At 73.1% G+C, this 25760-nt stretch carries 30 protein-coding genes and 1 riboswitch; of the genes, 14 read left to right on the forward strand and 16 right to left on the reverse strand.

The genetic code is table 11. The features are described from left to right. Positions 1–22 precede the first annotated feature (22 nt). From PSD17_RS21635 to PSD17_RS21665, 7 genes are all read right to left on the reverse strand, one after another. Positions 23–1387 (reverse strand): NtaA/DmoA family FMN-dependent monooxygenase, encoded by a 1365-nt coding sequence (locus tag PSD17_RS21635; protein WP_339124311.1) that lies wholly within the window; start codon positions 1385–1387, stop codon positions 23–25. Then, the gene (locus PSD17_RS21640) at positions 1384–2577 is read right to left on the reverse strand and encodes an LLM class flavin-dependent oxidoreductase (RefSeq protein WP_013677860.1); all 1194 of its coding nucleotides are present in this window, start codon (positions 2575–2577) and stop codon (positions 1384–1386) included. Before PSD17_RS21640 ends, PSD17_RS21635 begins: the two co-directional genes overlap by 4 nt. A gap of 278 nt (positions 2578–2855) precedes the next feature. After that, on the reverse strand, positions 2856–3152 hold the full coding sequence (locus PSD17_RS21645) for a DUF3349 domain-containing protein (protein ID WP_013677859.1): 297 nt from the start codon (positions 3150–3152) through the stop codon (positions 2856–2858). Between the two features lie 39 nt (positions 3153–3191). Then, on the reverse strand, positions 3192–3434 hold the full coding sequence (locus PSD17_RS21650; protein WP_013677858.1) for a hypothetical protein: 243 nt from the start codon (positions 3432–3434) through the stop codon (positions 3192–3194). Positions 3435–3445: 11 nt separating this feature from the next. After that, entirely contained in the window at positions 3446–4600 is a 1155-nt protein-coding gene (locus PSD17_RS21655) for an inorganic phosphate transporter (RefSeq protein ID WP_013677857.1), read from the reverse strand. A 198-nt stretch (positions 4601–4798) separates the two neighbouring features. Beyond that, complete coding sequence (locus PSD17_RS21660) at positions 4799–5173, reverse strand: DUF427 domain-containing protein (protein WP_339124312.1); 375 nt, start codon at positions 5171–5173, stop codon at positions 4799–4801. Between the two features lie 65 nt (positions 5174–5238). Further along, complete coding sequence (locus PSD17_RS21665; RefSeq protein WP_103383042.1) at positions 5239–5448, reverse strand: hypervirulence associated TUDOR domain-containing protein; 210 nt, start codon at positions 5446–5448, stop codon at positions 5239–5241. A gap of 330 nt (positions 5449–5778) precedes the next feature. Here PSD17_RS21665 and PSD17_RS21670 point away from each other — a divergent pair, with 330 nt between their 5' ends. Next, positions 5779–6255, forward strand: a complete 477-nt coding sequence (locus PSD17_RS21670; protein ID WP_013677854.1) for a hypothetical protein — start codon at positions 5779–5781, stop codon at positions 6253–6255. A gap of 39 nt (positions 6256–6294) precedes the next feature. Here PSD17_RS21670 and PSD17_RS21675 read toward each other — a convergent pair whose 3' ends face one another. Continuing rightward, on the reverse strand, positions 6295–7092 hold the full coding sequence (locus PSD17_RS21675) for a COG4705 family protein (RefSeq protein ID WP_339124313.1): 798 nt from the start codon (positions 7090–7092) through the stop codon (positions 6295–6297). Between the two features lie 133 nt (positions 7093–7225). Between PSD17_RS21675 and PSD17_RS21680 the strand changes: the two genes are divergently transcribed. After that, positions 7226–7648, forward strand: a complete 423-nt coding sequence (locus tag PSD17_RS21680) for a YccF domain-containing protein (RefSeq protein WP_041762753.1) — start codon at positions 7226–7228, stop codon at positions 7646–7648. Between the two features lie 27 nt (positions 7649–7675). Here the strand turns inward: PSD17_RS21680 and PSD17_RS21685 are convergent, their stop codons facing one another. Then, complete coding sequence (locus PSD17_RS21685; RefSeq protein WP_083845326.1) at positions 7676–7984, reverse strand: nuclear transport factor 2 family protein; 309 nt, start codon at positions 7982–7984, stop codon at positions 7676–7678. Between the two features lie 193 nt (positions 7985–8177). Here PSD17_RS21685 and PSD17_RS21690 point away from each other — a divergent pair, with 193 nt between their 5' ends. From PSD17_RS21690 to thpD, 5 genes are all read left to right on the forward strand, one after another. Next, entirely contained in the window at positions 8178–9779 is a 1602-nt protein-coding gene (locus tag PSD17_RS21690) for a flavin-containing monooxygenase (RefSeq protein WP_013677851.1), read from the forward strand. Between the two features lie 221 nt (positions 9780–10000). Further along, on the forward strand, positions 10001–10531 hold the full coding sequence (gene ectA / locus PSD17_RS21695; protein ID WP_013677850.1) for a diaminobutyrate acetyltransferase: 531 nt from the start codon (positions 10001–10003) through the stop codon (positions 10529–10531). Positions 10532–10813: 282 nt separating this feature from the next. After that, positions 10814–12124 (forward strand): diaminobutyrate--2-oxoglutarate transaminase, encoded by a 1311-nt coding sequence (gene ectB, locus PSD17_RS21700; RefSeq protein ID WP_106096908.1) that lies wholly within the window; start codon positions 10814–10816, stop codon positions 12122–12124. Between the two features lie 2 nt (positions 12125–12126). Then, a complete protein-coding gene (locus PSD17_RS21705) occupies positions 12127–12579 on the forward strand; it encodes an ectoine synthase (RefSeq protein ID WP_339124315.1) in 453 nt (150 codons plus the stop codon). Beyond that, positions 12580–13491 (forward strand): ectoine hydroxylase, encoded by a 912-nt coding sequence (thpD, locus tag PSD17_RS21710; protein WP_339124317.1) that lies wholly within the window; start codon positions 12580–12582, stop codon positions 13489–13491. Positions 13492–13546: 55 nt separating this feature from the next. On the opposite strand, the gene PSD17_RS21715 is transcribed toward thpD, so the two are convergent. Then, the gene (locus PSD17_RS21715) at positions 13547–14347 is read right to left on the reverse strand and encodes an SGNH/GDSL hydrolase family protein (protein WP_013677846.1); all 801 of its coding nucleotides are present in this window, start codon (positions 14345–14347) and stop codon (positions 13547–13549) included. A gap of 164 nt (positions 14348–14511) precedes the next feature. On the opposite strand from PSD17_RS21715, the gene PSD17_RS21720 reads away from it, so the two are divergent. Beyond that, positions 14512–15207, forward strand: a complete 696-nt coding sequence (locus PSD17_RS21720) for a DUF3159 domain-containing protein (RefSeq protein WP_339124318.1) — start codon at positions 14512–14514, stop codon at positions 15205–15207. A 583-nt stretch (positions 15208–15790) separates the two neighbouring features. Continuing rightward, entirely contained in the window at positions 15791–16756 is a 966-nt protein-coding gene (locus PSD17_RS21725; RefSeq protein WP_339124319.1) for a hypothetical protein, read from the forward strand. 33 nt (positions 16757–16789) lie between these two features. On the opposite strand, the gene thiE is transcribed toward PSD17_RS21725, so the two are convergent. Continuing rightward, positions 16790–17455, reverse strand: coding sequence for a thiamine phosphate synthase (thiE, locus tag PSD17_RS21730; RefSeq protein WP_339124320.1), 666 nt, complete (start codon positions 17453–17455; stop codon positions 16790–16792). Between the two features lie 30 nt (positions 17456–17485). Then, a riboswitch (TPP riboswitch) is annotated at positions 17486–17595 on the forward strand. Here thiE and thiO point away from each other — a divergent pair. The 3 genes from thiO to thiG all read left to right on the forward strand — a co-directional run bounded on the left by thiO (position 17587) and on the right by thiG (position 19705). After that, positions 17587–18732, forward strand: coding sequence for a glycine oxidase ThiO (gene thiO / locus PSD17_RS21735; RefSeq protein WP_013677770.1), 1146 nt, complete (start codon positions 17587–17589; stop codon positions 18730–18732). Its footprint overlaps the riboswitch before it by 9 nt. After that, a complete protein-coding gene (gene thiS / locus PSD17_RS21740) occupies positions 18729–18929 on the forward strand; it encodes a sulfur carrier protein ThiS (RefSeq protein WP_339124322.1) in 201 nt (66 codons plus the stop codon). The genes thiO and thiS overlap by 4 nt, the downstream gene beginning before the upstream one ends. Continuing rightward, a complete protein-coding gene (thiG, locus tag PSD17_RS21745) occupies positions 18926–19705 on the forward strand; it encodes a thiazole synthase (protein ID WP_103384287.1) in 780 nt (259 codons plus the stop codon). The genes thiS and thiG overlap by 4 nt, the downstream gene beginning before the upstream one ends. A 15-nt stretch (positions 19706–19720) precedes the next feature. On the opposite strand, the gene PSD17_RS21750 is transcribed toward thiG, so the two are convergent. Both PSD17_RS21750 and PSD17_RS21755 read right to left on the reverse strand, forming a co-directional pair. Further along, entirely contained in the window at positions 19721–20248 is a 528-nt protein-coding gene (locus PSD17_RS21750; RefSeq protein ID WP_041762712.1) for a gamma carbonic anhydrase family protein, read from the reverse strand. A gap of 17 nt (positions 20249–20265) precedes the next feature. Then, on the reverse strand, positions 20266–20430 hold the full coding sequence (locus tag PSD17_RS21755) for a hypothetical protein (protein ID WP_158511344.1): 165 nt from the start codon (positions 20428–20430) through the stop codon (positions 20266–20268). Positions 20431–20439: 9 nt separating this feature from the next. Here PSD17_RS21755 and PSD17_RS21760 point away from each other — a divergent pair, with 9 nt between their 5' ends. After that, the gene (locus tag PSD17_RS21760) at positions 20440–21309 is read left to right on the forward strand and encodes a Gmad2 immunoglobulin-like domain-containing protein (RefSeq protein ID WP_339124325.1); all 870 of its coding nucleotides are present in this window, start codon (positions 20440–20442) and stop codon (positions 21307–21309) included. 22 nt (positions 21310–21331) lie between these two features. Here PSD17_RS21760 and PSD17_RS21765 read toward each other — a convergent pair whose 3' ends face one another. From PSD17_RS21765 to PSD17_RS21775, 3 genes are read right to left on the reverse strand one after another with little or no spacing between them, the layout of a single operon-like run. Beyond that, entirely contained in the window at positions 21332–22459 is a 1128-nt protein-coding gene (locus PSD17_RS21765; RefSeq protein WP_013677765.1) for an XdhC family protein, read from the reverse strand. Next, positions 22452–23600 (reverse strand): vWA domain-containing protein, encoded by a 1149-nt coding sequence (locus PSD17_RS21770; RefSeq protein ID WP_013677764.1) that lies wholly within the window; start codon positions 23598–23600, stop codon positions 22452–22454. Before PSD17_RS21770 ends, PSD17_RS21765 begins: the two co-directional genes overlap by 8 nt. A 17-nt stretch (positions 23601–23617) precedes the next feature. Further along, positions 23618–24520: an AAA family ATPase gene (locus tag PSD17_RS21775; protein ID WP_013677763.1), complete on the reverse strand. Its 903-nt coding sequence runs from the start codon at positions 24518–24520 to the stop codon at positions 23618–23620. A gap of 555 nt (positions 24521–25075) precedes the next feature. Between PSD17_RS21775 and PSD17_RS21780 the strand changes: the two genes are divergently transcribed. Further along, complete coding sequence (locus PSD17_RS21780; RefSeq protein WP_013677762.1) at positions 25076–25684, forward strand: LysM peptidoglycan-binding domain-containing protein; 609 nt, start codon at positions 25076–25078, stop codon at positions 25682–25684. The last annotated feature ends 76 nt before the right edge of the window (positions 25685–25760 follow it).

Consider the following 25760-nt stretch of genomic DNA (forward strand, 5'->3'; position numbering starts at 1 on the left):
TCCTCTTTCGGGTCGGACGGGGTCAGACGCTCGCGCGGGCGTCGAGCGGGGCGAGGCCGAGGTGGTCGCGCAGCGTCGAGCCGGTGTAGTCGGCCCGGAACGAGCCGCGCTCCTGCAGGATCGGCACGACCTTGTCGGCGAACTCGTCGAGCCCCGTCGGGGTGATGTGCGGGACCAGGATGAACCCGTCCGACGCCCGCTGCTCGACGAACCGCTCCATCTGCTCGGCGACGCTGCTCGGGGTGCCGACGAACGACTGCCGCGACGTCACCTCGGTCATCAGGTCGCGGATCGAGAGGTTGTTCGCTGCTGCCCGTTCGCGCCATTCCCGGGCCGTGGCGAGCGGGTCGCGGTACATCCGGTCGGCGGCGCGGCCCTGCGACACCCGCGGCGTGTCGCCGTCGACGACGAGCGGGTCGATGTCGGGCAGCGGGCCGTCGGGGTCGAGGTGCGAGAGGTCGCGGTTCCACACCTGCTCGAGGAAGCGCAGCGCGGTCTGCCCGCTGACCTGCTGGCGCCGGATCTGCCGGCCGCGCTCCTCGGCCTCGGCCTGCGTGTCCCCGAGCGCGAAGGTGGTGGCGGGCAGGATCTTGAGCTGGTCCTCCGTGCGGCCGTACGCCGCGAGCCGGCGCTTGACGTCGGCGTAGAACGCCTGGCCCGCTTCGAGGCTGCCGTGCCGGGTGAAGATCGCGTCGGCGCTGGCGGCGGCGAACTCGCGGCCCTCGTCGGAGTCGCCGGCCTGCAGCACGACCGGCCTGCCCTGCGGGCTGCGTGGCACCGAGAACCGGCCGCGGATGTCGAACTGGTCGACGTGCACGTCGAACCGGCCGGCGTCGGCCTCGCGCAGGAACTCGCCGGTCGCCTTGTCCGCGACGATCTCGTCGCCGCGCCAGGAGTCGAGCAGCGTCATGACGGTGTCGAGGAACTGTGTGGCGCGCAGGTACCGGTCGCCCTGGGCGAGGTAGCCGCCGCGGCGGAAGTTCTCCCCGGTGAACTTGTCCCACGACGTGACGACGTTCCAGGCCGCGCGCCCACCCGACAGGTGGTCGATCGACGCGAGCCTGCGGGCGACCTCGTAGGGCTCGTTGAACGTCGAGCTGATCGTCGCGGCCAGCCCCAGCTTCTCGGTCACGGCGGCGACGGCGGCGAGGATCGTCGCGTTGTCGGGGCGGCCGACGACGTCGAGGTCGTAGATCGCGCCGTTCTGCTCCCGCAGCCGCAGCCCCTCGGCGAGGAACATGAAGTCGAACCTGGCGCGTTCGGCGGTCCGGGCCATGTGCGCGAACGACGAGAACTCGATCTGGCTGCCCGACTCGGGCTCGCTCCAGACCGTCGTGTTGTTGACGCCGGGGAAGTGCGCGGCGAGGTGCATCTGCCTGCGGCTCATCGGGTGCTCCCTGCACGGTCGCGGACGACGGTGGCGTAGCGGTCGGCGGGCCGGGGCAACCCCAGGAGCCCGCGCAGTGTCGACGCCTCGTAGCCGGTGCGGAACTGGCCCCGGCGTTGCAGCTCGGGGACGAGCCCGCGGGTGACCTGGCGCAGGTCGTCGGGCAGGACCGCGGGGCGGAGCCGGAACCCGGACAGCCCGGCGGTGCGCAGGTCCGCCATGAGGTCGGCGAGTTCGGCCGGCGACCCGGCGAACACCCGGGCGTCGTCGGTGTACGCGGCCACCGAGTCGAGACGGGCCAGCCGGTCACGGGCGGCGCTCGCGTCGTCGTCGAGGACGACGGTGAGGTCGGCCCACACGTGCACGGTCTCGGCCTCGCGCCCGGCCGCCGCCTGCGCCTCCCGGATCGCGCCGACGGTCGTCCTGGCGTCCGCGGTGTCGCGCGGGGTGACGAAGCCGAGGTCGGCCGACGTCCCGACCAGCGCGAACGGCTCCGCACGGTGCGCGAGCGCGGCCACGATCGGCTGGCCCTGCGGCGGCCGCGGCGTGATCGACGGCCCGCGCACGCTGAAGTGCCGTCCCTCGAAGTCGATGTAGTGCAACCGCTCGCGGTCGACGAACCGGCCGGTCGCCGCGTCGCGGATGATCGCGTCGTCCTCCCAGCTGTCCCACAGCCGGCGGATGACCTCGACGGCGTCGGCGGCCTCGTCGAACAGCTCGGCGAGCAGTTCGTCGCGGTCGGTGGGCAGGGTGCGCCTGCCGAAGAGCTGGGCCTCCTCGGCGCGGCCCGAGACCCGCACCTGCACGCCGCCGCGCCCGCTGCTGACGTAGTCGAGCGTGGCGATCGTCGTCGAGACGTGGAAGGGCTCGGTGTGGGTGACGACGACCGTCGGCAGGATCCCGACGTGCGAGGTCAGCGGCGCGATGCGGGCCGCCAGCATCGACGCGTCGAGCCGCCCGCGGACCTGGTCGGTGCGTGGGTCGAGGGCGAACGCGTCGGCGGACTGCAGGCCGAGCGTGTCGTCCAGCGTCACCAGGTCGAGCAGGCCCTGCTCGGCCTCGGCGACGAGCTCGGCCCAGTAGCCGGCGGTGAACAGGTCGGTGGGCCGGGCCTGCGGCTCGCGCCAGGCGGCGGGATGGCGGCCGGCGCCGTCGAGCAGGACGCCGAGGTGAAGGGGGGTATCGGGCACGGTGAGGCCTTCGGGTCGGGCCGGCAGGGACGCGGGGCGGGGCCGCGCGTCAGAACCCGGCGGGCGATCCGAGGCCGTCGAGCCACAGCCTGCCGACGAGCACGGCCTCGGGACCGGGCAGCGTCGTCGCGACGCGCCTCGTGACCTGCTCCGGGCCGTGCATCACCCCAACATGGCACACGACCGGGCCCAGGTCAGCGTGATCCTGTCCTCGGCCTCTGCGGGAATAACCGGGAACGGTCGTGAGTGGCGTTGGTCGCCATGGCGACCAACGCCACTCACGGGTGGATCGGCGCCAGTGGCCAGCCGCCCGCGGCGAGCCGGGCCCGCACCCTGGCGATGTCCTCGTCCTGCGGGACGGCGTGCGAGATGGTCGCGCACGCCTCGCGGATGGCGTCGGCGGTGGCGGGGTCGCCGGTCTCGGCGAAGTGGTCGGCGACGGCTGTGACGTCGGCGTTGGTGAGCTGGTGTCCCAGCAGCGCGACCAGCGGGAGGTAGTCCTGCTGGGGCAGGCCCTCCGGGTAGCCGGCACGCACCCAGTCGATGATCGACTGCAGGAACGGGGGGAGCGGCATCGGGGTGTCCTTCCGGGATTCTCGGAGCGTGGCGCCGGCTCAGCCGGTGACGACCTCGTAGATGCCGAATGCGATCGCGGCGAGGACCACCGCGAAGCACAGGTACGCGACCGTCTGCCGGGCCGGGGAGGCGGCCACCCGGGCGGTGCCGTCCGTGCCGCTCGTGCGACCCGTGTCGAGCATCGTCACGCCGACGGCGACCAGCGCCGGCAGCCCGGCGCCGAACACCAGACCGAGCAGGAGGATGTTCCCGATCGCGGGCAGGTTGATCCACTGGGTCATCGGGCTGCTCCTCAGGCCGAGGCGGGGGTCGGGGTCTGCTCGCTCGGCGGCACGACGCTGCTGCCCGCCCACTCCTCGTTGACGTTCGACGGGGTGACGGCCGTGCGCCGCGACCGCAGGTAGATCCCGAGCGCGACGGCCGCGAGCACCAGGAACACGACGACGACCCCGGCCGTGCCGCCGATGCCGTCGGCGACGAGGTAGGAGACCGCGCCGACGACGCCCGCGGCGGGCAGGGTGACCAGCCATGCCGTGGCCATCCGGCCCGCCACGCCCCAGCGGACCCGCGCGCCACGCTTGCCCACCCCGCTGCCGAGGATCGAGCCGGTGGCGACGTGCGTCGTCGACAGGGAGTAGCCGAGGCCCGCCGACAGCAGGATCACCGCCGCCGACGACGCCTCGGCGGCCATGCCCTGCGGCGGGTCGATCTCGACGAGGCCCTTGCCCAGCGTGCGGATGACCCGCCAGCCGCCGATGTAGGTGCCGGCGCTGATGGCGATCGCGCAGGCGACGATCACCCACAGCGGCGCCTTCGCCGACGGCGGCAGGCTGCCGCCGGCGATCAGGGCCAGCGTGATGACGCCCATCGTCTTCTGCGCGTCGTTCGTGCCGTGCGCGAGCGACACCATCGACGCCGAGCCGATCTGCGCGTAGCGGAATCCGCGGTCGCGCGCTCCCGTGGCGATCCGGCGGCTGATCCGGTACACGAGCCAGGTGCCGACGGTGGCCACGATCCCGGCGATGACGGGGGAGAGCCCGGCCGGGATGACGACCTTGGACACGAGGTTCTGCCACTGCACGGCGTGGGCGCCCGCCGCCGCGAGCGTGGCGCCGACGACGCCGCCGATCAGCGCGTGCGACGAGCTCGACGGGATGCCGAGGAACCACGTGAGCAGGTTCCAGACGATGCCGCCGGTCAGCCCCGCGAACACGACGGTCGGCGTCACGAGCCGGGTGTCCACCAGGCCGCTCGCGATGGTCGCGGCGACGCTCAGGGACAGGAATGCGCCGACGAGGTTGAGCGCACCGGAGAGCGCGACCGCCGCACGCGGCTTCAGGGCGCCGGTGGCGATGGACGTCGCCATCGCGTTTCCGGTGTCGTGGAACCCGTTCGTGAAGTCGAACGCGAGGGCGGTCACGACCACCAGGACGAGGACAACGGTCACCCGGAAATCGTCCGTCCCCGTTCGGGTGACGTCGATGTCTCACGGCATTTCTGCATCGACCCGACGGGGTGGGTTCACCTGCTGTTCACCTGGCCCGGACGCTTTCCGGAAGAATCCGGAACAATGCCGCCGAGAGAATAGAAAGGCATTTCCGGACAACCATCGCTAACTCGCCGAAGCGGACCCGCGCGGTCCGGGTCAGGTCTCCTCGGCGACGATCTCGACGCGGTCCGGGTAGAACGCCAGGTGGCCCGCGATCGGGGCGACCGAGTCGTACGGCTCGCGGTAGGTCCAGGCCGCGTCGGAGACGGTCCCGGCGGCCGTGCTGACGTCGTGGTAGGACGCGTCGCCCTTGTACGGGCAGTACGTCGTGGTGTCGCTGTCGGCGAGCACCGCGGGATCGACGTCGGCGAGCGGCACGTAGTAGACCACCGGGTAGTCGGCCTCCTGCAGGGCGAGCGCACGCGTCGTGCTCGCGACCACGTGCCCGCCCGCCCGTACGACGACGCGGCGGTCGGCCGGCGCGATCGTGATCGGGTGGTCGGGCCCCGGAATCTTCACGGTGCGGGTCATGCGTCCTCCTCGACGGTCCACGGCGCCCTCGCGCCGTACACCGGGTAACCCGCCGCGGCCCGGATCTATTGCCTCTCGAGCGCGTCCGGCCTGTGGACGGCCTCGCCGCCGCTCTCGGCGCTGCGCACCAGGTACTGCGGCTCGTCCGCCGACGCACGGACCGTCCGCCCGCCCGCCTCGGTGTCGGAGGTGATCCGGCGCAGCACCTCGCCCTCGGCCCAGCCGCCGTGGCTCTTCCACCGCACCTTGTCGCCCTTGCGGAACTCCTGGCTCATCGCGGCCTCCTCGTCGGGACGTGGGTCCCCACGCCGTACCCCGGCGACCGGTCGTCCACGCCCGCGTGCCCCGATGGGAGACTCGACGGCCGAGCGGCACGAGCGTGCGACGGACGGGGGACCGCGGTGGGTGATCACGACCCGGCACAGGGCCCGGGACCGACACGGTCCCCGGCGGGCCCGCCGCCCGGACCACCCGGCCCGCACCCCGGCCCCGTGCCCCGGCCGCTGCCGCAGCCGCAGCGGGGGCCGGCCGGACCCGGGTGGCAGGTCCAGCACCGCGCCGAACACGGGCGGCACACCCACGGTCGGTCCGGCCCCTGGACGGGGATGGCCGACCAGCCGATCCCCGCGACGGGCAAGCTGCCGTTCCCGGCCTCCGGTCCGGCCCGCGACGGTTCGGGACTGACGGCACGCGGGCGTCGCAACATCGCGATCGCGGGCGTCGTGCTGCTGGTGGTCGCCGGATCGGTACTGGGCGCGCTCGCCGCGACGGGCGAGCTCGGGTCGGCACCAGCCGTCGTCGGGACCTGGTCGGGCACCTGTGTGCCCAGCCCCGGCGCGGGGACGGTGACGCTGCGTTTCGACGAGGACGGCACCGTCGCGGGCCTGTCGACGCGCCGCGGCGGCGGCCCGACCCGCTGGTCCCTCGACGGCGACGTCCTCGTGCTGACCGACCCCACGCGCCCGCAGGAGCCGCCGCTGCGGCTCGCCGTGACCGAGTCCGACGGCGACACCCTCGTCCTGGCCGGCGACGGCAGTTCCACCGCGCAGAGCCTGCGCTGCAGCTTCACCCGCGCGGGCTGAGCGGCGGGACCGGCTCGGCCGACGACGTCGCGACGCCGGTCATCCGCGCCGGTCGAGCGCCTCCCGGCGGTCGGCAAGGGTCAGCCGCGCGACGAGGACGACGATCAGCGCCAGCAGCACGACGGTGACGGTGCCCGCGCCGATGTCGAGACCGCCCGCGGCACGGGCCGCGGCACCCCAGTCGGCGAACGACGCGCCGAGCGGCCGGGTCAGCACGTAGGCGATCCAGAACGCCGGGACGGCCCCGAGCCCGAGCCATCGGTGCGCGGCCGCGGGCACGGAGATCGCGACGAGGAAGACCGCCCCGGAGGCGAGGTAGCCCCAGTCGAGCACCGTGGCGGTGAGGTCGCCGACGGCGGTGCCGAGCGCGAAGGTGGCCAGCACCGTCGCCCAGTAGAAGCACTCCCGGCGCCGCGACGTGACGCTGTGGATGGCGAGCGTTCCCTCGCGCAGCCACCAGGCGCCGAGCACGACCCCGAGGCCGACGGCGAACAGCACCGTCGACGTCACGTACGGCATGCCGAGCCCGACGTGCAGCGCGTCGGCGGCCATCGTGCCGAACACGCTCACCATCGTGACGGCCGACCAGTACACCCACGGCACGTAGCGGCGGACGGTGAGCTGAGCCGCCAGCGCGACGACGAGCAGCGCGCCGGCGATCGCCACCGCGACCGGCGGCGCGAGGTGGTGGCCGAGGGTGTCCGACGCCGTCTCCCCGGCGCCCGTCGTGATCACCTTGATGATCCAGAAGGTCGCGGTCACGGCCGGGAGCGCGGTCGCGGTCGCGCGGGCCGGGGCGGTGCCGGCGTCGCCCCGGCTGCTGGTGGGAGCGGTCACCCGCGGGACGTTAGGAGCGGTCCGGCCAGCGTCGGTGGCTCAGCGGGCAAGCCGACGGCAAAACCTCGGGAGTGTGGCGACGGTGACCCCGGCGCGGGCACACTGGGTCGTCCCGGAGGAAGGGGACGGAGTCATGCGCACGGTCCTCAACGTGATCTGGCTGGTGCTGTGCGGTGTGTGGCTGGCCATCGGCTACGCGATCGCGGGCGTCATCTGCTGCCTGTTGATCATCACGATCCCGTTCGGGATCGCCTCGTTCCGGATCGCCAACTACGCGTTGTGGCCCTTCGGTCGTGACCTCGTCCGCCGGCCCGACGCGGGTGCCCCCTCGGTGGTGGGCAACGTGATCTGGTTCATCTTCGCCGGCTGGTGGCTGGCGCTGGGCCACCTCGGGACGGCGATCGCGCTGGCGATCACGATCATCGGAATCCCGTTGGCCTGGGCGAACATCAAGCTGATCCCGGTGTCGCTGGTGCCGCTGGGCCGGATGATCGTGGAGCGGCCCGAGCTGGCCTACCCCGGTTACCGTCCAGCCCAGCCGGCACCGCGCTACTGAGCCCGTACCGCGCCACCGGGTCGTCGGCTACCGGGCCGGCACCGCGGCCGGGCCGAAGAGCGCCTGCTCGAAGTGGGCGGTGTCGAGGTGCTCCGGCACCTCGGCGATCCGCCCGTCGCGCACGGTGAACACCACGCAGTACGAGTTGTCGTAGTCGGCGCCGGTGACCGTCCGGCCGGTCGTGCGCCACTGCGCGACGGCCACGTCGCCGTCCGCGACGATCGACCTCAGGGTCGGGTTCGTCGGCGTGTCCGGGTCGAAACGAGCGACCGCGCGGCTGTAGAAGCCTCCGAAGACCCCGCTCGGGGTGAGCCTGCAGCACGTCGTCGCGGAGATCCGGTACCGGGCCTACGGGCACATGGACGAGATCGCCGCGGCCCGCGACCGGTACGACGCCCGGGACAGGACACCGGTCTGATCGCAGACCCGCCGGTTTCGTAGACCGCTCGTTACACTAAAACGCGACCCAGTCCGTCGCTCCGACGTGCGTCCGCGGGCGTCGAGCCGCACCCTCGAAGTGGAGGGACACATGACCGAAGAGCAGACCGTCGACGTGGTCGTCGTCGGAGCGGGTTTCGCCGGGCTCTACATGCTGCACCGGCTGCGCCGCAGCGGAATGCGCGCCGTCGTGCTCGAGGCCGCCGACGGGGTCGGCGGCACCTGGTACTGGAACCGCTACCCGGGCGCCCGCTGCGACTCCGAGAGCTACTACTACTCCTACTCGTTCGACGACGACCTCCAGCAGGAGTGGACCTGGTCCGAGCGGTACGCCGGGCAGGAGGAGATCCGGCGTTATCTCGACCACGTCGCCGACCGCTTCGACCTGCGGCGCGACATCCGGCTCAACACCCGGGTCACCGCGACGTCGTGGGACGAGGAGGCCGGCCTCTGGAACGTCGGGACCGAGGCGGGCGACACCGTCAGGGGCCGCTACCTCGTGACGGCGGTGGGCTGTCTGTCGTCGGCGAACGTCCCCGACATCCCGGGCCTGGACTCGTTCGAGGGCGACTGGTACCACACCGGGCAGTGGCCGCACGAGAAGGTCGACTTCTCCGGCAAGCGGGTCGGCATCGTCGGCACCGGGTCGACGGGTATCCAGGCCATCCCGGTGATCGCCGCCGAGGCCGCGCACCTGACCGTGTTCCAGCGGACGCCGAACTACAGCATCCCGGCGCGCAACGGCCCCATGTCGCCCGAGGTCTCGGCGAAGATCAAGCAGGAGTACGACCGGATCCGTGCGGTGCAGCGCGCCTCGACCAACGGCCACCCGTTCCTGATCAACGAGACCTCCGCGCTCGCCGTCGACGACGACGTGCGCACCGCGACCTACGAGTCGGCATGGGAGTTCGGCGGCCTGCGGTTCCGCGCCACCTACGCGGACCTGCTGGCGGACAAGGCCGCCAACGACACGGCGTCGGACTTCATCCGGAACAAGATCCGCGAGATCGTCAAGGACCCGGAGGTCGCCGAGCGGTTGCTGCCCAAGGACCACGGCTTCGCGACGAAGCGCCCGCCGATCGACACCGAGTACTTCGAGACCTACAACCGCGACAACGTCACGCTCGTCGACGTCCGGGCCACGCCGATCCAGGAGATCACCCCGACGGGCATGCGCACGAGCGAGCACGAGTACCCGCTCGACTGCATCGTGTTCGCGACGGGCTTCGACGCGCTGACGGGCCCGTTGCTGCGCATGAACATCCGCGGCCGCGACGGTGTCGCCCTGCGCGACCGCTGGGCCGAGGGGCCCAAGACCTACCTGGGTCTGCAGGTCGCCGGCTTCCCCAACATGTTCACGATCACCGGGCCGGGCAGCCCGTCGGTGCTCACCAACATGCCGACGTGCATCGAGCAGCACGTCGAGTGGATCATCGACTGCCTGGAGCACATGCGGGACAAGGGTCTCGACCGGGTCGAGACGACCGAGGACGCGGAGCGCGAGTGGGGTGCCGAGGTCGCCCGCGCCGCCGATCGCACTCTCCTGCCGCAGGCGTCGACGTCGTGGTACCTGGGCGCCAACGTGCCGGGCAAGCCGCGCGTCTTCATGCCCTACGCGGGCGGCATGGCGAACTACGCGAAGACGTGCGAGGAGGTCGCGGTGCGCGGCTACGACGGGTTCGTGATGACCTGATCACGACGGGTGCGGATACGGCCGCGTGGGTACGGAGATGTTTCCCGTGCCCACGCGGCCGTTGATATCGGAACTATTTCGGCTGCGCAGTCCGATGTACTTCCCCGCATCGGCCGGCGCCAAACATTTCCGTGGAGCACCTCACAGAATTTCTGTGTTTTCGCAGGTCGGGGACTCACGGGGGCTGCACGTCGGCAATTCGGTTGTTACCTTGGATCACCATGTTGGCGCGAGACGAGGACACCGATCATCCCGCCAGTCCGCCACCCGTCGTGGTCATCTCGGCCCCGACGGTCGACGACGGCGTCGAGTGCTCCCGGCTGGCCGCCGAGTCGAAGGTGCTGGACCTGAACTCGCGGTACGCCTACCTGCTGTGGTGCCGCGACTTCGGCGCGACCTCGGTCGTCGCGCGGCTCGGCCACGAGGACAACCCGCCGATCGGGTTCGTCACCGGCTACCGCAGGCCGGACGCCCCCTCCACCCTCGTGGTCTGGCAGGTCGCCGTCGACGCCGAGGCGAGGGGCCTGGGCGTCGCAGGCCGCATGCTCGACGCCCTCGCCGAGCGGGTGCCCGACATCGACCACCTCGAGACCACCATCACGCCCGACAACGAGGCGTCCGAGCGGCTGTTCACGGCGTTCGCCGAGCGCCGGGGCGCGCCCGTCGCCAGGACCGAGCTGTTCTCCGCCGACCAGCTCGGCGCCGATCACGAGCCGGAGATCCTCCACCGGATCGGGCCGTTCGCGGCCTGAGCGCACCACCCGGGGCGGCCGCACACCGCCGCCCGGAACGGTGCCCCATCCCCACGGCCGTTCCCCGACATCGCCCGACCGTGACTCCCCTCGGAGACGCGGCATCGTGATCGCGACGATCCCCATCGCGATCCCACCGCGACGGCACCGCAGCCGCGCGGCGTTTCCGATCCGACGGCAGAGATTCGACAGCAGATGACCACGACCGATCCGACGAAGACGACCGCCCTGACGACACCGACGACCGACGACCACGTGATCGACACGACCGTAGGGACTGCAATGCTCGAGACGCCCACCGCCGGAACCACTCGCCGCGCTCCCGGAGCCCGATCCGAGACCGTCTTCGGTGAGCTGGAGTCCGAGGTCCGCAGCTACTGCCGGAACTGGCCCGTCGTCTTCGACACCGCGCGCGGGAGCCGCCTCACCGACGTCGACGGCCGCTCCTACCTCGACTTCTTCGCGGGCGCCGGTGCCCTCAACTACGGGCACAACCCGCCCGCGCTGAAGAAACCGCTGATCGACTACCTGACGCGCGACGGCGTCACCCACGGCCTGGACATGTACACCACGGCCAAGGGCGAGTTCCTCGAGACGTTCCGCGACCTGGTGCTCGAACCGCGCAACCTCGACTACCGGATCCAGTTCCCGGGTCCGACCGGCGCCAACGCGGTCGAGTCGGCGCTCAAGCTGGCGCGCAAGGTCACCGGCCGGGAAGCGATGATCAACTTCACCAACGCCTTCCACGGGATGACGCTGGGCGCGCTCTCGGTGACCGGCAACTCCATGAAACGCGGCGGTGCGGGCGTGCCGCTGGTGCACGCGACGCCGATGCCGTTCGACAACTACTTCGACGGGACCGTCCCGGACTTCCTCTGGTTCGAGCGGCTGCTGCAGGACCAGGGCTCGTCGCTCAACGAGCCGGCGGGCGTGATCGTCGAGACCGTGCAGGGCGAGGGCGGGATCAACCCGGCCCGCATCGAGTGGCTGCAGGGCCTCGCCGAGCTGTGCAAGAAACACGGGATGCTGCTGATCGTCGACGACGTGCAGATGGGCGTCGGACGGACCGGCCCGTTCTTCTCCTTCGAGATCGCGGGGATCGAGCCCGACATCGTCACCGTCTCGAAGTCGATCTCCGGTTACGGGCTGCCGATGGCGCTCGTGCTGATCAAGCCGGAGATCGACCAGTGGAGCCCCGGCGAGCACAACGGCACGTTCCGCGGCCACAACCCCGCGTTCGTGACGGCCACCGCGGCGTTGCGCGAGTTCTGGTCCGACGACGCGCTGGAGCGCTCGACGCTGGCCAAGGGCGAGCACGTCGACGAGGCGTTCACCAGGATCGCGACCGACAACGCCGAGGCCGGCATCATCGTCAAGGGCCGTGGGCTGGCCCGCGGCCTGCAGTTCGAGCAGCCCGAGCAGGCGGCCAAGGTCTGTGCCGCGGCCTTCGAACGTGGTCTGCTGATGGAGACATCCGGCCCGCTCAGCGAGGTCATGAAGGTGCTGCCCCCGCTGACCGTCAGCGACGACGAGCTCGACGAGGGACTCACCGTCATCGCCGAGTCGGTCCGCACCGTGGTGAAGGGAGCCTGACCGTGATCGTCCGGACGCTGGATGAGATCACCGACACCGACCGCGACGTCAAGACGCCCAACTGGCGCAGCAAGCGCATCGTGCTGGCGGGCGACGGCGTCGGGTTCTCCGTCCACGAGACCGTGCTCGGCGCGGGTACGGTCAACGACTTCTGGTACGCCAACCACATCGAGGCCGTGTTCGTCACCGAGGGCGAGGGCGAGCTCTACGACAAGGACAACGACGTCACCTACCAGCTCGGACCGGGCTCGATCTACGTGCTCAGCGGCAACGAGCGTCACCAGCTGCGGCCGCGCACCGAGATGCGGACCGTCTGCGTGTTCAACCCGCCGGTCACCGGGCGGGAGGTGCACGACGAGAACGGCGTGTACCCGCTGATCAGGATCGAGCCCGACGAGACGGCCGCCGGCGCGCAGGCCGAGGTGCAGAAGACGCGAGTCGAGGAGGCGAGCTGAATGACTGCCGTCACCGGCAGTGACCGACGGACCGACGACCGCTACTTCACCCGGATCGCGAGTACCCCCGCGCTGATCGAGCGCGCCGAGCCCACGGTGTGGGGCGGCCCCGAGGGCGGGATGTTCGGCGCCCAGGAGCTGGAGGCGCACGAGCGCGACGGGTTCGTGCAGGTGCCCCAGCTCCTCACGGCCGAGGAGGTCGCGGGCTACGCGGCCGAGCTCGACCGGCTGGCGACGGATCCGGCCGTGCGCGGGGACGAGCGCTGCATCGTCGAGAAGTCGTCGAACGAGGTGCGGTCGATCTTCGAGGTCCACCGCATCAGCGACGCGATCGCGCGGTTGGTCGCCGACGATCGCGTGGCGGGCCGGGCCCGGCAGATCCTGGGCTCGGACGTCTACGTCCACCAGAGCCGGATCAACTACAAGCCCGGCTTCGGCGGCGGCGGCTTCTACTGGCACTCCGACTTCGAGACCTGGCACGCCGAGGACGGGATGCCGCTGCCGCGCGCGGTCAGCTGCTCGATCTCGCTCACGGAGAACTTCGCCTACAACGGCTGCCTCATGATCATGCCGGGGTCGCACCGGACGTTCGTGTCCTGCGTCGGCGAGACGCCGGAGGACCACTACCGGGCGTCGCTGAAGGAGCAGGAGATCGGCACCCCGGACCCGGACAGCCTCACCGCGCTGGCCGACCGGCACGGCATCGCGATGCTCACCGGCGCGGCCGGGTCGGCGACGTTCTTCGACTCGAACTGCATGCACGGCTCGTCGGACAACATCTCGCCGTACCCGCGGTCGAACATCTTCGTGGTGTTCAACAGCGTCGAGAACACCAGCGTCGAGCCGTTCTACGCACCGGCCCGCCGTCCGGACTTCATCGGGGCCCGGGACTTCACGCCGGTCCCGCGCTGACCCGGCCCACCACCTCGCCGGTCCCGCCCTGCCCCGGGCGGGCCCGGCACGCCCCCTACACCGGATGTTCGGCGTCGACGGGGGTGACCATCGGCACGACCGGCGTGAGCTCCGGACGCTTGGGCAGGTAGCCGTCGCCGATCGCGATACCGCGCAGCCGCTTGCGGACGTAGGGCATGACGTGGTCGCGGAACCACACGAGATCCGACTGCTGGCGCGCCCTCCAGCGCGGCGCCTCGGCCGCAGGCCACGGCGTGCGCCAGTCGGCCGGCACCGGCTCGCCGAGGACCTCCAGCACGCGCAGCGCGACGCGCTCGTGGGCCTCGGGCGTCAGGTGCAGCCGGTCCAGGCTCCATGCCCGCGGGTCGGCCAGCACGTCCATGGCCCACAGGTCGACGACGCGGCAGCCGTGCCGTTCGGCGCTCGCCCGCATCAGCTCGTTGTAGCAGGCGACCCGGCCGCGCAGCCGGCGCAGCAGCAGGTGCATCTTGCGCAGGTCGAACCCCGTGAAGATCAGCACCTCGGCGCCGGTGGCCACCAGCCGGGCCAGTGCCGCGTCGAAGCGCGCGGCGAGGTCGTCGGTGTCGCAGTGGAAGCCGATGATGTCGTTGCCGCCCGCACAGAACGTGATCAGGTCGGGCCGCAGCCGTTCCGCCACCGGGATCTGGTCCTCGACGATCTGGTCGAGCAGCTTCCCGCGCACGGCCAGGTTCGCGTAGGAGAAGTCCGGACGGCCCGCGGCCAGTCGCTCGGCGACCCGGTCGGCCCAGCCGCGCGGCGAGCCGTCGTCCCACAGGTCGTCGAGACCTTCGGTGAAGCTGTCGCCGATGGCGACGAACGTGTTCCTGGCGCGCATGGCAACCCCCTCGATCGAACTGCGCTGCGCCACCGTCCATGCCCGGGCGTCGTTCACCCGCGCGTCATCCCACGGTCGGGTGGTGCAAGCCTAAGGATCACCCGACGGGCCCGGCTCACGCCAGAGGGGTGATGGGATCGCCGCAATAGGGCACCCTTACCTATGTGACCGCTCCTCGTACGCCCGTCGAGCCGACCCTGCGCGAGATCCTCGGCGGCCGGCACGGCGCCGTCGACGCGACGCTGCCCGTGGTCGCGTTCGTCGTGGGCTGGCTCGTCGCGCAGGCCCTGGGCAGCACGTCCGCCGTCGCCGTGGGTGGCGCGGCGGCGGTCGTCGTCGCCGGTGTCGTCGCCACCTACCGGCTGGCGCGCGGACACCGGCCCCGGTCGGTGCTGCTCGGGCTGCTGCCCGTCGCCGTCGCGGTGGCCGTGGCGGTCGCGACCGGACGGGCCGTCGACTTCTTCCTGGTCCAGATCGTGAGCAACGCCGGCAGCGCGCTGGCGTTCGCGGTCTCGATCGTGATCCGCTGGCCGCTGCTGGGGGTCGTCGTCGGACTCGTCCTCGGCCAGAAGACGCGCTGGCGCCGGGATTCGGACCTGCTGCGCGCCTACGGCCGGGCCAGCTGGGTGTGGGTGGGCCAGTACCTCGTGCGGCTCGTGGTGTTCCTGCCGCTGTACGCCGCGGACCAGGTCGTCGCGCTCGGGATCGCCCGCGTCGCGCTGACCTGGCCGCTGGTGGCGGCGTGCGTGGCGCTGTCGTGGGTCGTCGTGAAGCGGTCGTTGCCCGCCGATCATCCGGGGCTGTTGCACCCCGTCGCCCCGGGAACGCCGGTTCGCCCGAATGATCACGGAGAGTCGTGACGCGGACACCCGCGTGCGCAAGATCGGTTACGGCTCGATAACATCTGCGGCTCGATGCACCACGAAGGAGAGTGAAGGCACTCACTGTCGGTGATCAACGGGCGCGTTTTCGGTCGTCGTCGGCGTTGAGACGGGTGAGCGCACCGAACCGACGTGATCGCGAACAGGAGCCATGCGGTACCAGCAGTCCCCCTCCCCGAACCCCGATCCCGATCGGCAGCCCGCTCCCCGGTCTCGCCGACACCCCGACTCCCCGGCCCCGCCGCCGGCGCCCCCGCCCGTGACACCGTCCGGCGGGCCTCCGGTGACGCCGTATCCCGGGGGTTCGGCCGCGCCGGGTGGCGCGCACGCCGCGCGCCGCGGCCGGGTCGGTGTCCACACCCCGCCCGGCGGTCAGCCGCCCGCAGCCGACCACGCCGTGCCGCCGCAGGTGCGTCGCCACGTGGGTGGGCCCGCGGCGCCGTCGGGAGCCCCCGCAGGTCCATACGCCGGGGGAGCCGGCGCGACCCCGCTGCCGGGGATGCCGGCTCCGGGGCCGGGGGCGCCGTCGCAGTGGGGAGGAGTCCCGACCTCGCGTCCGGGGGTGCCGACCCCGGCGCCGGGGGTGCCGACGCAGCAGGGTCCGCCGCCCGGGGGAGCGACGCAGTTCGCGCCCGGGCACGCGGGGCCGGGCGCCGTCCCGCCGCAGGCGGCGACGGCCCGGCACACCGCCGAGAGCGAGACCACCTCGACCGAGACGACCACGAAGACCGAGACCACCACGAAGACCGAGAGGTCGTCGGGACTGCTCGCGGAGTACAACATCCCCAAGGTGGTCGCGGGTGGTGCCGCCGCGGCCACGACGGCCGTCGTGGGCTCCTACTTCGGTGTCGCGGGGACCGTCACCGGAGCGGCGCTCGCCGCCGTCGTCACCTCCGTCGCGACGACGACGTTCCAGCGCGGCCTCGACAGGACGACCCGCACCGTGCGCTCCCGCGTGGTCAAGCTCCGCCACGCCGACCCGGCCACCGCGGCGACGGCGGTCATGCCGGCCGTCGCGGCCGCTCGTGACGGTGCCACCGTCGCCGCCCCGGCCGGCTCCGACGAGCAGGCGACGGTGCTCGCCCCGCCCGTCGTGCCGCAGCGGCAGTCGCGGTTCACTCCCAAGCGGATCGCGATCACGACGGGCGTCGCCGTCCTCGCCTTCGTCATCGGGCTGTTCGTGGTGACGGGCATCGAGTGGATCAAGGGATCGCCGATCTCCGGCGGCGAGTCCGGCACGTCGGTCGGGCGGGTCCTGCACTCCGCCCCCACGACCGGGCCCACCGCCCCCGCGAGCGACGAGGACTCCACCGACGAGCGCTCGACGGCCACGACGCCGACCGAGTCGCCGACACCGTCGTCGCAGGCCCGGCAGCCGGGCGGCGCCGCCGACCGCACCAGCGCCCCGCCGACGACGTCCGGCTCGGCGCCGGCGACGCCCCGCGGCGGCCTGCTGCCGGGGCTCAGCGGCGCCGACCCCGACGCGGGGACCGGCGGCTCGGGATCGGGCTCGGGCACCGGGAACTGACGTGAGCGGGCCGGGCGGTGCGGACGGCCCGGCTCAGCCGCGGAGCCGGGACGCGAGCGACTGCGCGGCGGCGCGGGGGTCCTCCGCCTCCGTCAGCACCCGCACCACGACGATGCGCTCGGCGCCGGCCGCGAGCACCTCGTCGAGACGGTCGTGGTCGATGCCGCCGATGGCGAACCAGGGCCGCTCGGGCTTGCGGTCGGCGACGGTACGGACGAGCCCCAGCCCCGGCGCGGGACGGCCGGGCTTGGTGGGCGTGGGCCAGCAGGGACCGGCGCAGAAGTAGTCGACACCCGGCTCGGCGGCGGCCGTGGCGGTCTCGTCCGCGCTGTGGGCCGACCGGCCGACCACGACGTCGTCGCCGACGACGCGCCGCGCCCACTCGACGGGGAGGTCGTCCTGGCCGAGGTGCAGGACGTCGGCACCCGCGGCGAGGGCGACGTCGGCCCGGTCGTTGACGGCGAGCAGGGCGCCGTGGCGGGCGCACGCGTCGGCCAGGATCTCCAGCGCCGCGAGCTCCTCACGGGCCTCCAGCGGACCGTCGGAACCCTTGTCGCGCAGCTGGATCACGTCGACCCCGCCGGACAGCACCGCGTCGGCGAACTCGGCGAGGTCACCCCGCTCCCGGCGGGCGTCGGTGCAGAGGTAGAGGCGGGCGTCGGCGAGCCGCGCGCGCCGGGAGTCACCATCGGAGGACACGTCCGCGACCCTACGGCGTAAGGTTGGACGAAGGTGACGCACGGGAGCCCGGCACAGCGGGCTGAGAGGGGACGCGAACCGTCCCGACCGTCGAACCTGATCCGGGTCATGCCGGCGCAGGGAGCGGGGAGATGAGCACGAAGCACACACGACTGGTCGTCGTCGGTGGCGGCGTCATCGGTCTGAGCTGCGCCTGGCGCGCGGCGGCCGACGGGTTCGCGGTCACGCTGGTGGACGCGGCACCGGCCTCGGGTGCGTCCTGGGTCGCGGGCGGGATGCTCGCGCCGGTCACCGAGGCCTGGCCCGGCGAGGAGGCGCTGCTCGAGCTGGGCGTCGCGTCGGTGGCCCTGTGGCCGGAGTACGCGGCCCGGCTCGGCGAGGCGGCCGGACAGCCCGCGGGACTGCGGACCGAGGGCACGGTCGTCGCCGCGACCGGCAGCGGCGACCGCGCCGAGCTCGACGCGCTGGCCGCGCACCTGGGTCGGATCGGCCGTCCGGTCGAGCGGCTCGGCGGCCGTGAGCTGCGCCGGCTCGAACCCGCGATCGGCCCGGAGGTCCGCGGCGGTCTGTCGGTGCCCGACGACCTGGCCGTCGACAACCGGATGCTGCTGGCCGCGCTGCGAGCGGCGGCCGAGAAGGCGGGGGTGACGTTCGTCGCGCGCAACGCCGTCGCCGTGACCGGGACGACCGTGACGTGCGACGACGGCGAGGAGATCGCGGCCGACGCCGTGCTCGTCGCCGCGGGTGCGCGCTCGGCCGCGCTGCACCCCGCGCTCGACGGGCTCGTCCGCCCGGTCAAGGGCGAAATCCTGCGGCTCGCGCACCGACCCGGCGCGTTCCCGGCGCCCGTCCGGACGGTCCGTGCGCTCGTCGACGGCCGGCCGGTCTACGCCGTCCCGCGCGACGGTGGCGGGCTCGTCGTCGGCGCGACGCAGGCCGACGTCGGGTTCGACACCGAGCCCACCGTCGGCGGCGTGCGCGACCTGCTGCGCGACGTCGAACGGGTGCTCCCCGGCGTCGCCGAGTTCGCGCTGCTCGAGGTGGCGGCCGGGTTGCGCCCGGGAAGCCCGGACAACCTGCCGCTGATCGGCGGGCTCGGGCCGGACGGGCCGCTCGTCGCCACGGGCCACCACCGCAACGGCATCCTGCTCGCCCCGGTCACGGTCGAGGCGGTCCTCGCGCTGCTGCGCGGGGCACAGGTGCCCCCGGTGGCACGGGTGGCCGACCCCGCCCGGCCGACGGCGCGCTCGACAGGACGGAGGGAGACCGCCCGATGAAGGTCTGGATCAACGGCGACGCCCACGAGCTCCCCGACGGCGCGGGCGTCGTCGCGGCGCTCGACGCCATCGGCGCGCCCCGCCAGGGGGTGGCCGTCGCCGTCGACGCCGAGGTGGTGCCGCGCGCGGAGTGGGACGCGACGGCGCTGACCGACGGCGCGCGTGTCGAGGTGCTCACGGCGGTGCAGGGAGGATGACGGGTGTGACCGAGGACCAGCTCGTGGTCGCGGGCCGCAAGATCGGCTCGCGACTGATCATGGGCACCGGTGGTGCCGGCAACCTGGAGATCCTGGAGCGCGCGCTCGTGGCGTCCGGCACGGCGCTGACGACGGTCGCCATGCGCCGCATCGACGCCACCACCGGCACCGGGGTGCTGGACCTGTTGCGCCGCCTGGGGATCGAGGTCCTGCCCAACACCGCGGGCTGCCGGAGCGCCGCCGAGGCCGTCCTCACCGCGCGGCTGGCCCGCGAGGCGCTGGAGACCGACCTCGTGAAGCTGGAGGTCGTCGCCGACGAGCGGACATTGCTGCCCGACCCGATCGAGCTGCTCGACGCCGCCGAGCAGCTCGTCGACGACGGGTTCACCGTCCTGCCCTACACCAACGACGACCCGGTGCTGGCCCGGCGGCTCGAGTCCGTCGGCTGCGCGGCCGTCATGCCGCTGGGCTCCCCGATCGGCACCGGTCTGGGCATCCGCAACCCGCACAACATCGCGATGATCGTCGAGCAGGCCGGGGTGCCCGTCGTGCTCGACGCGGGCATCGGCACGGCGTCGGAGGCCGCGCAGGCGATGGAGCTGGGATGCGACGCCGTCCTGCTCGCCACGGCGGTGACCCGCGCGGGCGACCCGGAACGGATGGCGCACGCGATGCGGCTGGCGGTCGAGGCCGGGCGGGCTGCGCACGGCGCCGGGCGGATCCCGCGGCGCTACTGGGCGCAGGCGTCGTCGCCGGATCTCGATCCGTCGAGCTGAGCCGCCCGCCCTGCGCTACCGGGCGGGTTCGACGCTCGCGCGGTGCCGGCGGGCCAGGATCCGGTAGGTCTCGGGGTTGGTGCGGACCCACCACGCGGCCGAGCCGGTCAGCGGTCCGCGCGGGGTCGCCGTGACGTCGCCGAGCACGAGCGTGCCGTCCTCGACGATCTTGTTCGGCGGGACGGTCGCGCCCGCGCCGACGAGGCAGCGGGCGCCGATGCGGGCGCCGTCCTGGATGGTCGCACCGTTGCCGACGACGGACTCCGGCCCGATGACGCAGCCGTGCACGACGCACAGGTGTCCGATGGTCGCGCCGGCGCCGACCTCGGTCGCGGGGTCGTCGCCGCCGTGCAGGACGGAGCCGTCCTGCACGTTCGCGCCCGCGCGGACGATGATCGGCCCGAGGTCGGCGCGGAGCACGGCGTTGTACCAGATCGACGCGTCGGCCTCGACGCGCACGTCGCCGACGAGGGTGGCGGTCGGAGCGATCCAGGCGTCGGGGTGCACGGTGGGCGAGACGCCCTCGAACGCGAACAGCGGCATGTCCCGAGCCTGCCCGATCACCGCGGGTGGTCCTCCGGTGGGACCGCCACCCGGTCGACGACGACCCCCGCCTCCTCGAGCGCGGCGACCTCGGCGGCGGGCGCGTCCTGCCGCCACCCGCAGGGGTGTTCGTCCCCGATGTCCGGCGTGCCGCGCTCCGGGGGACACGCCCGATCGGCCACCCTGGACGGGTGCGTCGCCTACCCGTCCGTCCTCTTCTGACCGTCCTGCTCGCGGCGGTCGTCGCCGGCACCGTCGCCGGCTGCACGGCCGACGGCAACGCCGACGACCGCGGCATCGCGACGGCCACGCCCGCGCCACCGGCGGCGCCCGACCACTCGCAGCCGCTCCCCGCGACGCGCGCGGTGCCGGTCTACTACGCGGCCGACACCCCGTCCGGGCCCCGCCTGCAGCGTGAGTTCCACGCCCTCGCGACGATCGACGTCGGCTCGGCGGCGGTCCGGGAGATGCTCGGTGCCCGGCCGCTCGACGAGGACTACCGCACGCTCTGGCCCGGCACCGCGGCGCTGCGCTCGTCGGTGACGCGCGAGGGCGGGGCAATCGTCGTCGACCTCACCGGCGTGGGCCGCGACGCACCGGACCGGGCGACCGCGGCCCTGGCGCTGCAGCAGCTCGTCCTCACCGTCCAGGGCGCGCTGCAGTCGACCGACCCGGTGCGGGTCCTCGTCGACGGGCAGCGCACCGACCGGCTGTGGGGGCTCGTCGACGTCGGTACGCCCGTCGCGCGGGCGGACCAGACCGCCGTGCGCTCGCTCGTGCAGATCGACTCGCCCGCCGACGGGGCGACCGTCGGTCGCGACGTCGTCGTGACGGGCGAGGCAGCGGTGTTCGAGGCGACGCTGCCGTGGGAGGTCCGGCAGGGCGACCGCGTGGTGGCGTCGGGGGTCGCGACGACCGCGGAGGGGCAGCGGTTCAGCCCCTACCGCTTCACCGTCCGGCTCGAACCCGGGCAGTACGTGCTCGTGGTGACCGAGGACGACCCGTCGGGCGGTGCGGGCCGGCCGCCGTTCACCGACACCAAACGGATCACCGTCCGCTGAGCGGACGGTGATCCGGCGGCGCTCAGGCGCTGGCCACGGCCAGGTGGATCGGACCCTCGCGCTCGGCGAGACGGACGCCGCCGCCGCCCCAGCGCTGGGCGATCATCTCCGCGGCGATCGAGACGGCCGTCTCCTCGGGGGTGCGCGCCCCGAGGTCGAGCCCGATGGGGCTCGACATCCGGGAGAGCTCCTCCTCGTTCAGGCCCGCCTCGCGGAGCCGCTCGAGCCGGTCGTCGTGGGTGCGCCGCGAGCCCATCGCGCCGATGTAGCCGACCTTGGGCAGCCGCAGCGCGACCTCGAGGACGGGCACGTCGAACTTGGGGTCGTGGGTGAGCACCGTGATGACTGTGCGCTCGTCGATCCGGCCCGCCTTCGCCTCGGCGGCCAGGTACCGGTGCGGCCACTCGACGACGACCTCGTTGGCACCCGGGAACCGGCTCGCGGTGGCGAACACCGGGCGGGCGTCGCACACCGTCACGCGGTAGCCGAGGAAGTTGCCCATCTTGGCGACGGCCGCCGCGAAGTCGATGGCGCCGAACACGATCATCCGCGGCGGCGGCGCGAACGACTCGACGAAGACGTCGAGACCCTCGCCGCGGCGCTGCCCGTCGACCCCGTAGTGCAGGGTGGCGTTGCGGCCCGCGGCGAGCAGGCCCCGCACGTCGTCGCGCACGGCCTCGTCGAGCCGCGTCGACCCGGTGGTGCCGTCGACCGAGTCGGGCCAGACGATCAGCCTGCGCCCCAACCGCTCCTCCGGTCCGGCGACGACGGTGGCCACGGCGACCGGCGACTCCTCCCGGATCGCGTCGGCGACCTTGCCGAGCTGCTCGTAGGTCTCGGGCGAGACCTTCTCGACGTAGATGTCGAGGATGCCGCCGCACGTCAGGCCCACGGAGAAGGCGTCGTCGTCGGAGACGCCGTAGCGCTGCAGCCGCGGCCGCCCGTCGGCGAGCACCTCGCCACCCAGCTCGTAGACCGCGCCCTCGACGCAGCCGCCCGAGACACTTCCGACGGCCTCGCCGGCAGGTCCCACCAGCATCGACGCGCCGGGTTGCCGCGGCGCGGACCGGAAGGTGCCGACGACCGTCGCCAGTGCGGCCTCCTGGCCGTTCTTCCACCAGCCCTCGAGCTGGTCGATCACGTCACGCATGCTTCACCACCTCGAGAAGACGCTCCAGCGTGCCCAGGCTGTGCCCGGCCAACAACTCGTCCAAGTACGGCAGAGCCGCGACTATTCCACCCTGGACCGGGGCGTAGCCGTCCTTGCCGGCGTGCGGGTTGACCCACACGACCTTGTGCGCGAGCCGGCTCAGCCGCTGCATCTGCTCGGCGAGGAGCGCGGTGTCGCCGCGCTCCCAGCCGTCGGAGAACACGACGACGACCGCGCGCCGCGCCGCCCCGCGCTGCCCCCAGCGGTCGACGAACGCCCGCAGCACCTCACCCAGCCGGGTCCCGCCCGACCAGTCAGGGATGGCCTTCCCCGCGGCGTGCAGCGCGTGCTCGGGATCGCGCATCCGCAGCTCGCGCGTGACCCGGGTGAGCCGGGTCCCCAGCGTGAACGCCTCGACCGAGCCGGGGGAGCGGCGGACGACGACGTGCGCGAACCGCAGCAGCGAGTCGGCGTAGGGCTCCATCGAGCCCGACACGTCGATGAGCATGACGACCTTGCGCGGCCGTTTGGACGCCGAGCGCAGGTACAGCTCGCGCAGCTCGCCGTGGTTGCGCAGGGCCGCGCGCAACGTGCGGCCGGGGTCGGGCACGCCATGGCGGCCCGGCCGCAGCCTGCGTGACGACCGGGTCGGGGGGTCGGGGCGCAGCGTCGCCAGCAGGGACCGCAGGTGCTGACGCTCCGCGGGGGTCATGTCACCGAGGTCGCGGTGGCGCAGCACCTCGGTGCCGCTCGCGGCGGCCTTGATCTGCGGACCGTCGTCGCCGGCCTCGTCGGTGCCCGGGTCCTGCGACGTCGACAGCGACGCCAGCTTCGGCGGGGGCGGGGGCCGCTCGTCGACGATCCGGGTGCGCCCGCCGCGCGGCGGGTCGAACCAGGCGTCGAACGCCATGTCGTAGCGCGGCAGGTCGTCCGGGTCGGAGCACAGCGTCAGCCGGCCCGCCCAGTACGTCTGCATCCGGCTGGTGACGTCGAGCTCGTCGACCGCGGAGAGGAAGGCCGCCACCCGGTCGGTCGTGATCGGCAGGCCGGCGTTGCGGAGCACGGCGGTGAAGCCGACCAGGCCCGGGATCGGGTCGGCGTCGGCTTCCTCGTCGGCGAGGGCCGGGGCACCGGGGTACATGGCGTTCGTGACCGCCCTCAGGACGCCAGCAGGGCGTCGAGGCGGTCCCGTACCCGGTCGGCGTCCTCGCGGTACTTCAGCACCGCGCCCAGCGTCGCCGCCGCGCTGTCGACGTCGAGGGTCGTCGCGCCGACGAGCTGCAGCGCCTGCGCCCAGTCGATCGACTCCGCGACGCCCGGCGGCTTGAGCAGCTCGGCATTGCGCAGCTTGGCGACGGTCGTCGCGACCTGGGTGGCGAGCCGCTCGGGCACCTCCGGCAGCCGGCTGCGCAGGATGGCGATCTCGCGCTGCACGTTCGGGTGGTCGAGCCACAGGTAGAGGCACCGGCGCTTGAGCGCGTCGTGCACCTCGCGGGTGCGGTTGGAGGTGAGGACGACCAGCGGCGGGGTCGCGGCGCGGATCTCGCCCAGCTCGGGGATGGTGACGGCGTGCTCGGTGAGCACCTCGAGCAGGAAGGCCTCGAACTCGTCGTCGGCGCGGTCGACCTCGTCGACGAGCAGCACGCTCGGCGTCGTGGTCAGGGCCCGCAGGATGGGGCGGGCCAGGAGGAAGCGCCGGTCGTAGAGGGAGGCCTCGACCTCGTCGGCGTCGAGGGTCGACCCGTCGACACCCGCGGCCGCCTCCAGCGCGCGCAGGTGCAGCAGCTGGCGGGGGAAGTCCCAGTCGTAGAGGGCCTGGCTCGCGTCGATGCCGTCGTGGCACTGCAGCCGGATCAGCTCGGCGCCGAGCACCTGGGCCATCGCCTGGGCCAGCGCCGTCTTCCCGGTCCCTGGTTCGCCCTCGCAGAACAGGGGCCGTCCCATGCGCATCGCGAGGAACGCGGCGGTCGCGAGGCCGTCGTCGGGCAGGTACCCCGTGGCTCGGAGTGCCTCGGTCAGTTCCGCGGGCGAGGCGGGCACCGGGGGGAGCGTGGCCGTCACGACCGGGCCCCCGGCGTCGGCGGCCCGGAGTGGGCGGTACGTCGGTTCACTCTTCCAGCATGGCCCACGCGCAGGCCCGGGGCCAGGTGTGACGGTCGTCGCTGCACAGCACAGCGTGGTCGTCCCGTCACGGATCGTCGAGCAGGACGATGTGATCGGATCGACAACATTTCCGATTCGGTTCTAATGTTTCGAGCGTGATCGTTTCGTGATACGCCCCCCTGACCTGCCGTTACTCGACCGTCGGCAAGTATTCATCAGACGTTACCGTGACGATGGTCACTCAGGTTCGATTTGACCAGATCCGGAACCGGAAACGTAGCGTTCTCGCTCGGTCGTTCCGGAAGGCGCGGCCGAATACATCCGGAACCGCCGCTCCCGGCTCCCTGTCCCGCGGTTTCCGGTCCGTCGAGTGGAAAAGACGGGGCAGGGCGAGGAAGCAATTTCCGGAACGCAAGCAATTGTGTTCCGGGGCACGGACGGCACCCCCACCGTCCACGGGCACCCCTGCCCGGCCCCGCGGAATTCCTCGGGAAGCGGTAGGAGAGCAACGACATGACGCTCGTCTCCAAACGGAGCCTCGCGCGCCTGCTGGTCGCCGGCGTGATCGCCGTCGGTGCGCCGGTTGCGGTCGCCGGGACGGCCAACGCCGCCCCCGCCGACGCATGGGACCGCCTGGCGCAGTGCGAGAGCGGCGGCAACTGGGCCATCAACACCGGCAACGGTTTCTACGGTGGCCTGCAGTTCACCCTGAGCACCTGGAAGGCCTACGGCGGCACCGGTTCGCCGCAGAACGCCTCCCGCGCCCAGCAGATCGCGGTCGCCGAGCGCGTCCTGGCCGGTCAGGGCTGGGGTGCGTGGCCCGCGTGCTCGCGCAAGCTCGGCCTGTCCGGCAGCGTGCCGAAGCAGGCGCCGGTCGTGACCGAGCGCGCCTCGGCGCCGACGAAGCCCGCCGCCCCCGCCAAGCCGGCCGCTCCCGCGAAGCCCGCCGCGCCGGTCGCCCCGGCCGCCCCGGGCACGACCTACACGGTCGTCGCGGGCGACACCCTGTCGAAGATCGCGCAGGCCCACGGCACGAACTGGCAGGCGCTGTTCGACAAGAACCGCGCCGTGGTCAGCGACCCCAACCTGATCCACATCGGTCAGGTCCTGGCCGTCGCCTGAGCACGCGGGCCGTCGCGCCCGCGCCCGCGGCACCGCAACCGAGGCGGCCGCGGGCGCGGCGTGACGGCCCGACGCT

Origin of the sequence: Pseudonocardia sp. D17, assembly GCF_036984265.1 — a bacterium.
In the GTDB taxonomy this organism is placed as follows: Bacteria; Actinomycetota; Actinomycetes; order Mycobacteriales; family Pseudonocardiaceae; genus Pseudonocardia; species Pseudonocardia benzenivorans.

What these genes read in the sequence shown, in the direction of transcription:
- PSD17_RS21635 (WP_339124311.1), bottom strand. Translation starts at nt 1,387, where the DNA reads ATGAGCCGCAGGCAGATGCACCTCGCCGCGCACTTCCCCGGCGTCAAC.
- PSD17_RS21645 (WP_013677859.1), bottom strand. Translation starts at nt 3,152, where the DNA reads ATGCCGCTCCCCCCGTTCCTGCAGTCGATCATCGACTGGGTGCGTGCC.
- PSD17_RS21650 (WP_013677858.1), bottom strand. Translation starts at nt 3,434, where the DNA reads ATGACCCAGTGGATCAACCTGCCCGCGATCGGGAACATCCTCCTGCTC.
- PSD17_RS21660 (WP_339124312.1), bottom strand. Translation starts at nt 5,173, where the DNA reads ATGACCCGCACCGTGAAGATTCCGGGGCCCGACCACCCGATCACGATC.
- PSD17_RS21665 (WP_103383042.1), bottom strand. Translation starts at nt 5,448, where the DNA reads ATGAGCCAGGAGTTCCGCAAGGGCGACAAGGTGCGGTGGAAGAGCCAC.
- PSD17_RS21670 (WP_013677854.1), top strand. Translation starts at nt 5,779, where the DNA reads ATGGCCGACCAGCCGATCCCCGCGACGGGCAAGCTGCCGTTCCCGGCC.
- PSD17_RS21680 (WP_041762753.1), top strand. Translation starts at nt 7,226, where the DNA reads ATGCGCACGGTCCTCAACGTGATCTGGCTGGTGCTGTGCGGTGTGTGG.
- PSD17_RS21690 (WP_013677851.1), top strand. Translation starts at nt 8,178, where the DNA reads ATGACCGAAGAGCAGACCGTCGACGTGGTCGTCGTCGGAGCGGGTTTC.
- ectA (WP_013677850.1), top strand. Translation starts at nt 10,001, where the DNA reads ATGTTGGCGCGAGACGAGGACACCGATCATCCCGCCAGTCCGCCACCC.
- ectB (WP_106096908.1), top strand. Translation starts at nt 10,814, where the DNA reads ATGCTCGAGACGCCCACCGCCGGAACCACTCGCCGCGCTCCCGGAGCC.
- thpD (WP_339124317.1), top strand. Translation starts at nt 12,580, where the DNA reads ATGACTGCCGTCACCGGCAGTGACCGACGGACCGACGACCGCTACTTC.
- PSD17_RS21715 (WP_013677846.1), bottom strand. Translation starts at nt 14,347, where the DNA reads ATGCGCGCCAGGAACACGTTCGTCGCCATCGGCGACAGCTTCACCGAA.
- thiO (WP_013677770.1), top strand. Translation starts at nt 17,587, where the DNA reads ATGAGCACGAAGCACACACGACTGGTCGTCGTCGGTGGCGGCGTCATC.
- thiS (WP_339124322.1), top strand. Translation starts at nt 18,729, where the DNA reads ATGAAGGTCTGGATCAACGGCGACGCCCACGAGCTCCCCGACGGCGCG.
- thiG (WP_103384287.1), top strand. Translation starts at nt 18,926, where the DNA reads ATGACGGGTGTGACCGAGGACCAGCTCGTGGTCGCGGGCCGCAAGATC.
- PSD17_RS21750 (WP_041762712.1), bottom strand. Translation starts at nt 20,248, where the DNA reads ATGCCGCTGTTCGCGTTCGAGGGCGTCTCGCCCACCGTGCACCCCGAC.
- PSD17_RS21765 (WP_013677765.1), bottom strand. Translation starts at nt 22,459, where the DNA reads ATGCGTGACGTGATCGACCAGCTCGAGGGCTGGTGGAAGAACGGCCAG.
- PSD17_RS21770 (WP_013677764.1), bottom strand. Translation starts at nt 23,600, where the DNA reads ATGTACCCCGGTGCCCCGGCCCTCGCCGACGAGGAAGCCGACGCCGAC.
- PSD17_RS21780 (WP_013677762.1), top strand. Translation starts at nt 25,076, where the DNA reads ATGACGCTCGTCTCCAAACGGAGCCTCGCGCGCCTGCTGGTCGCCGGC.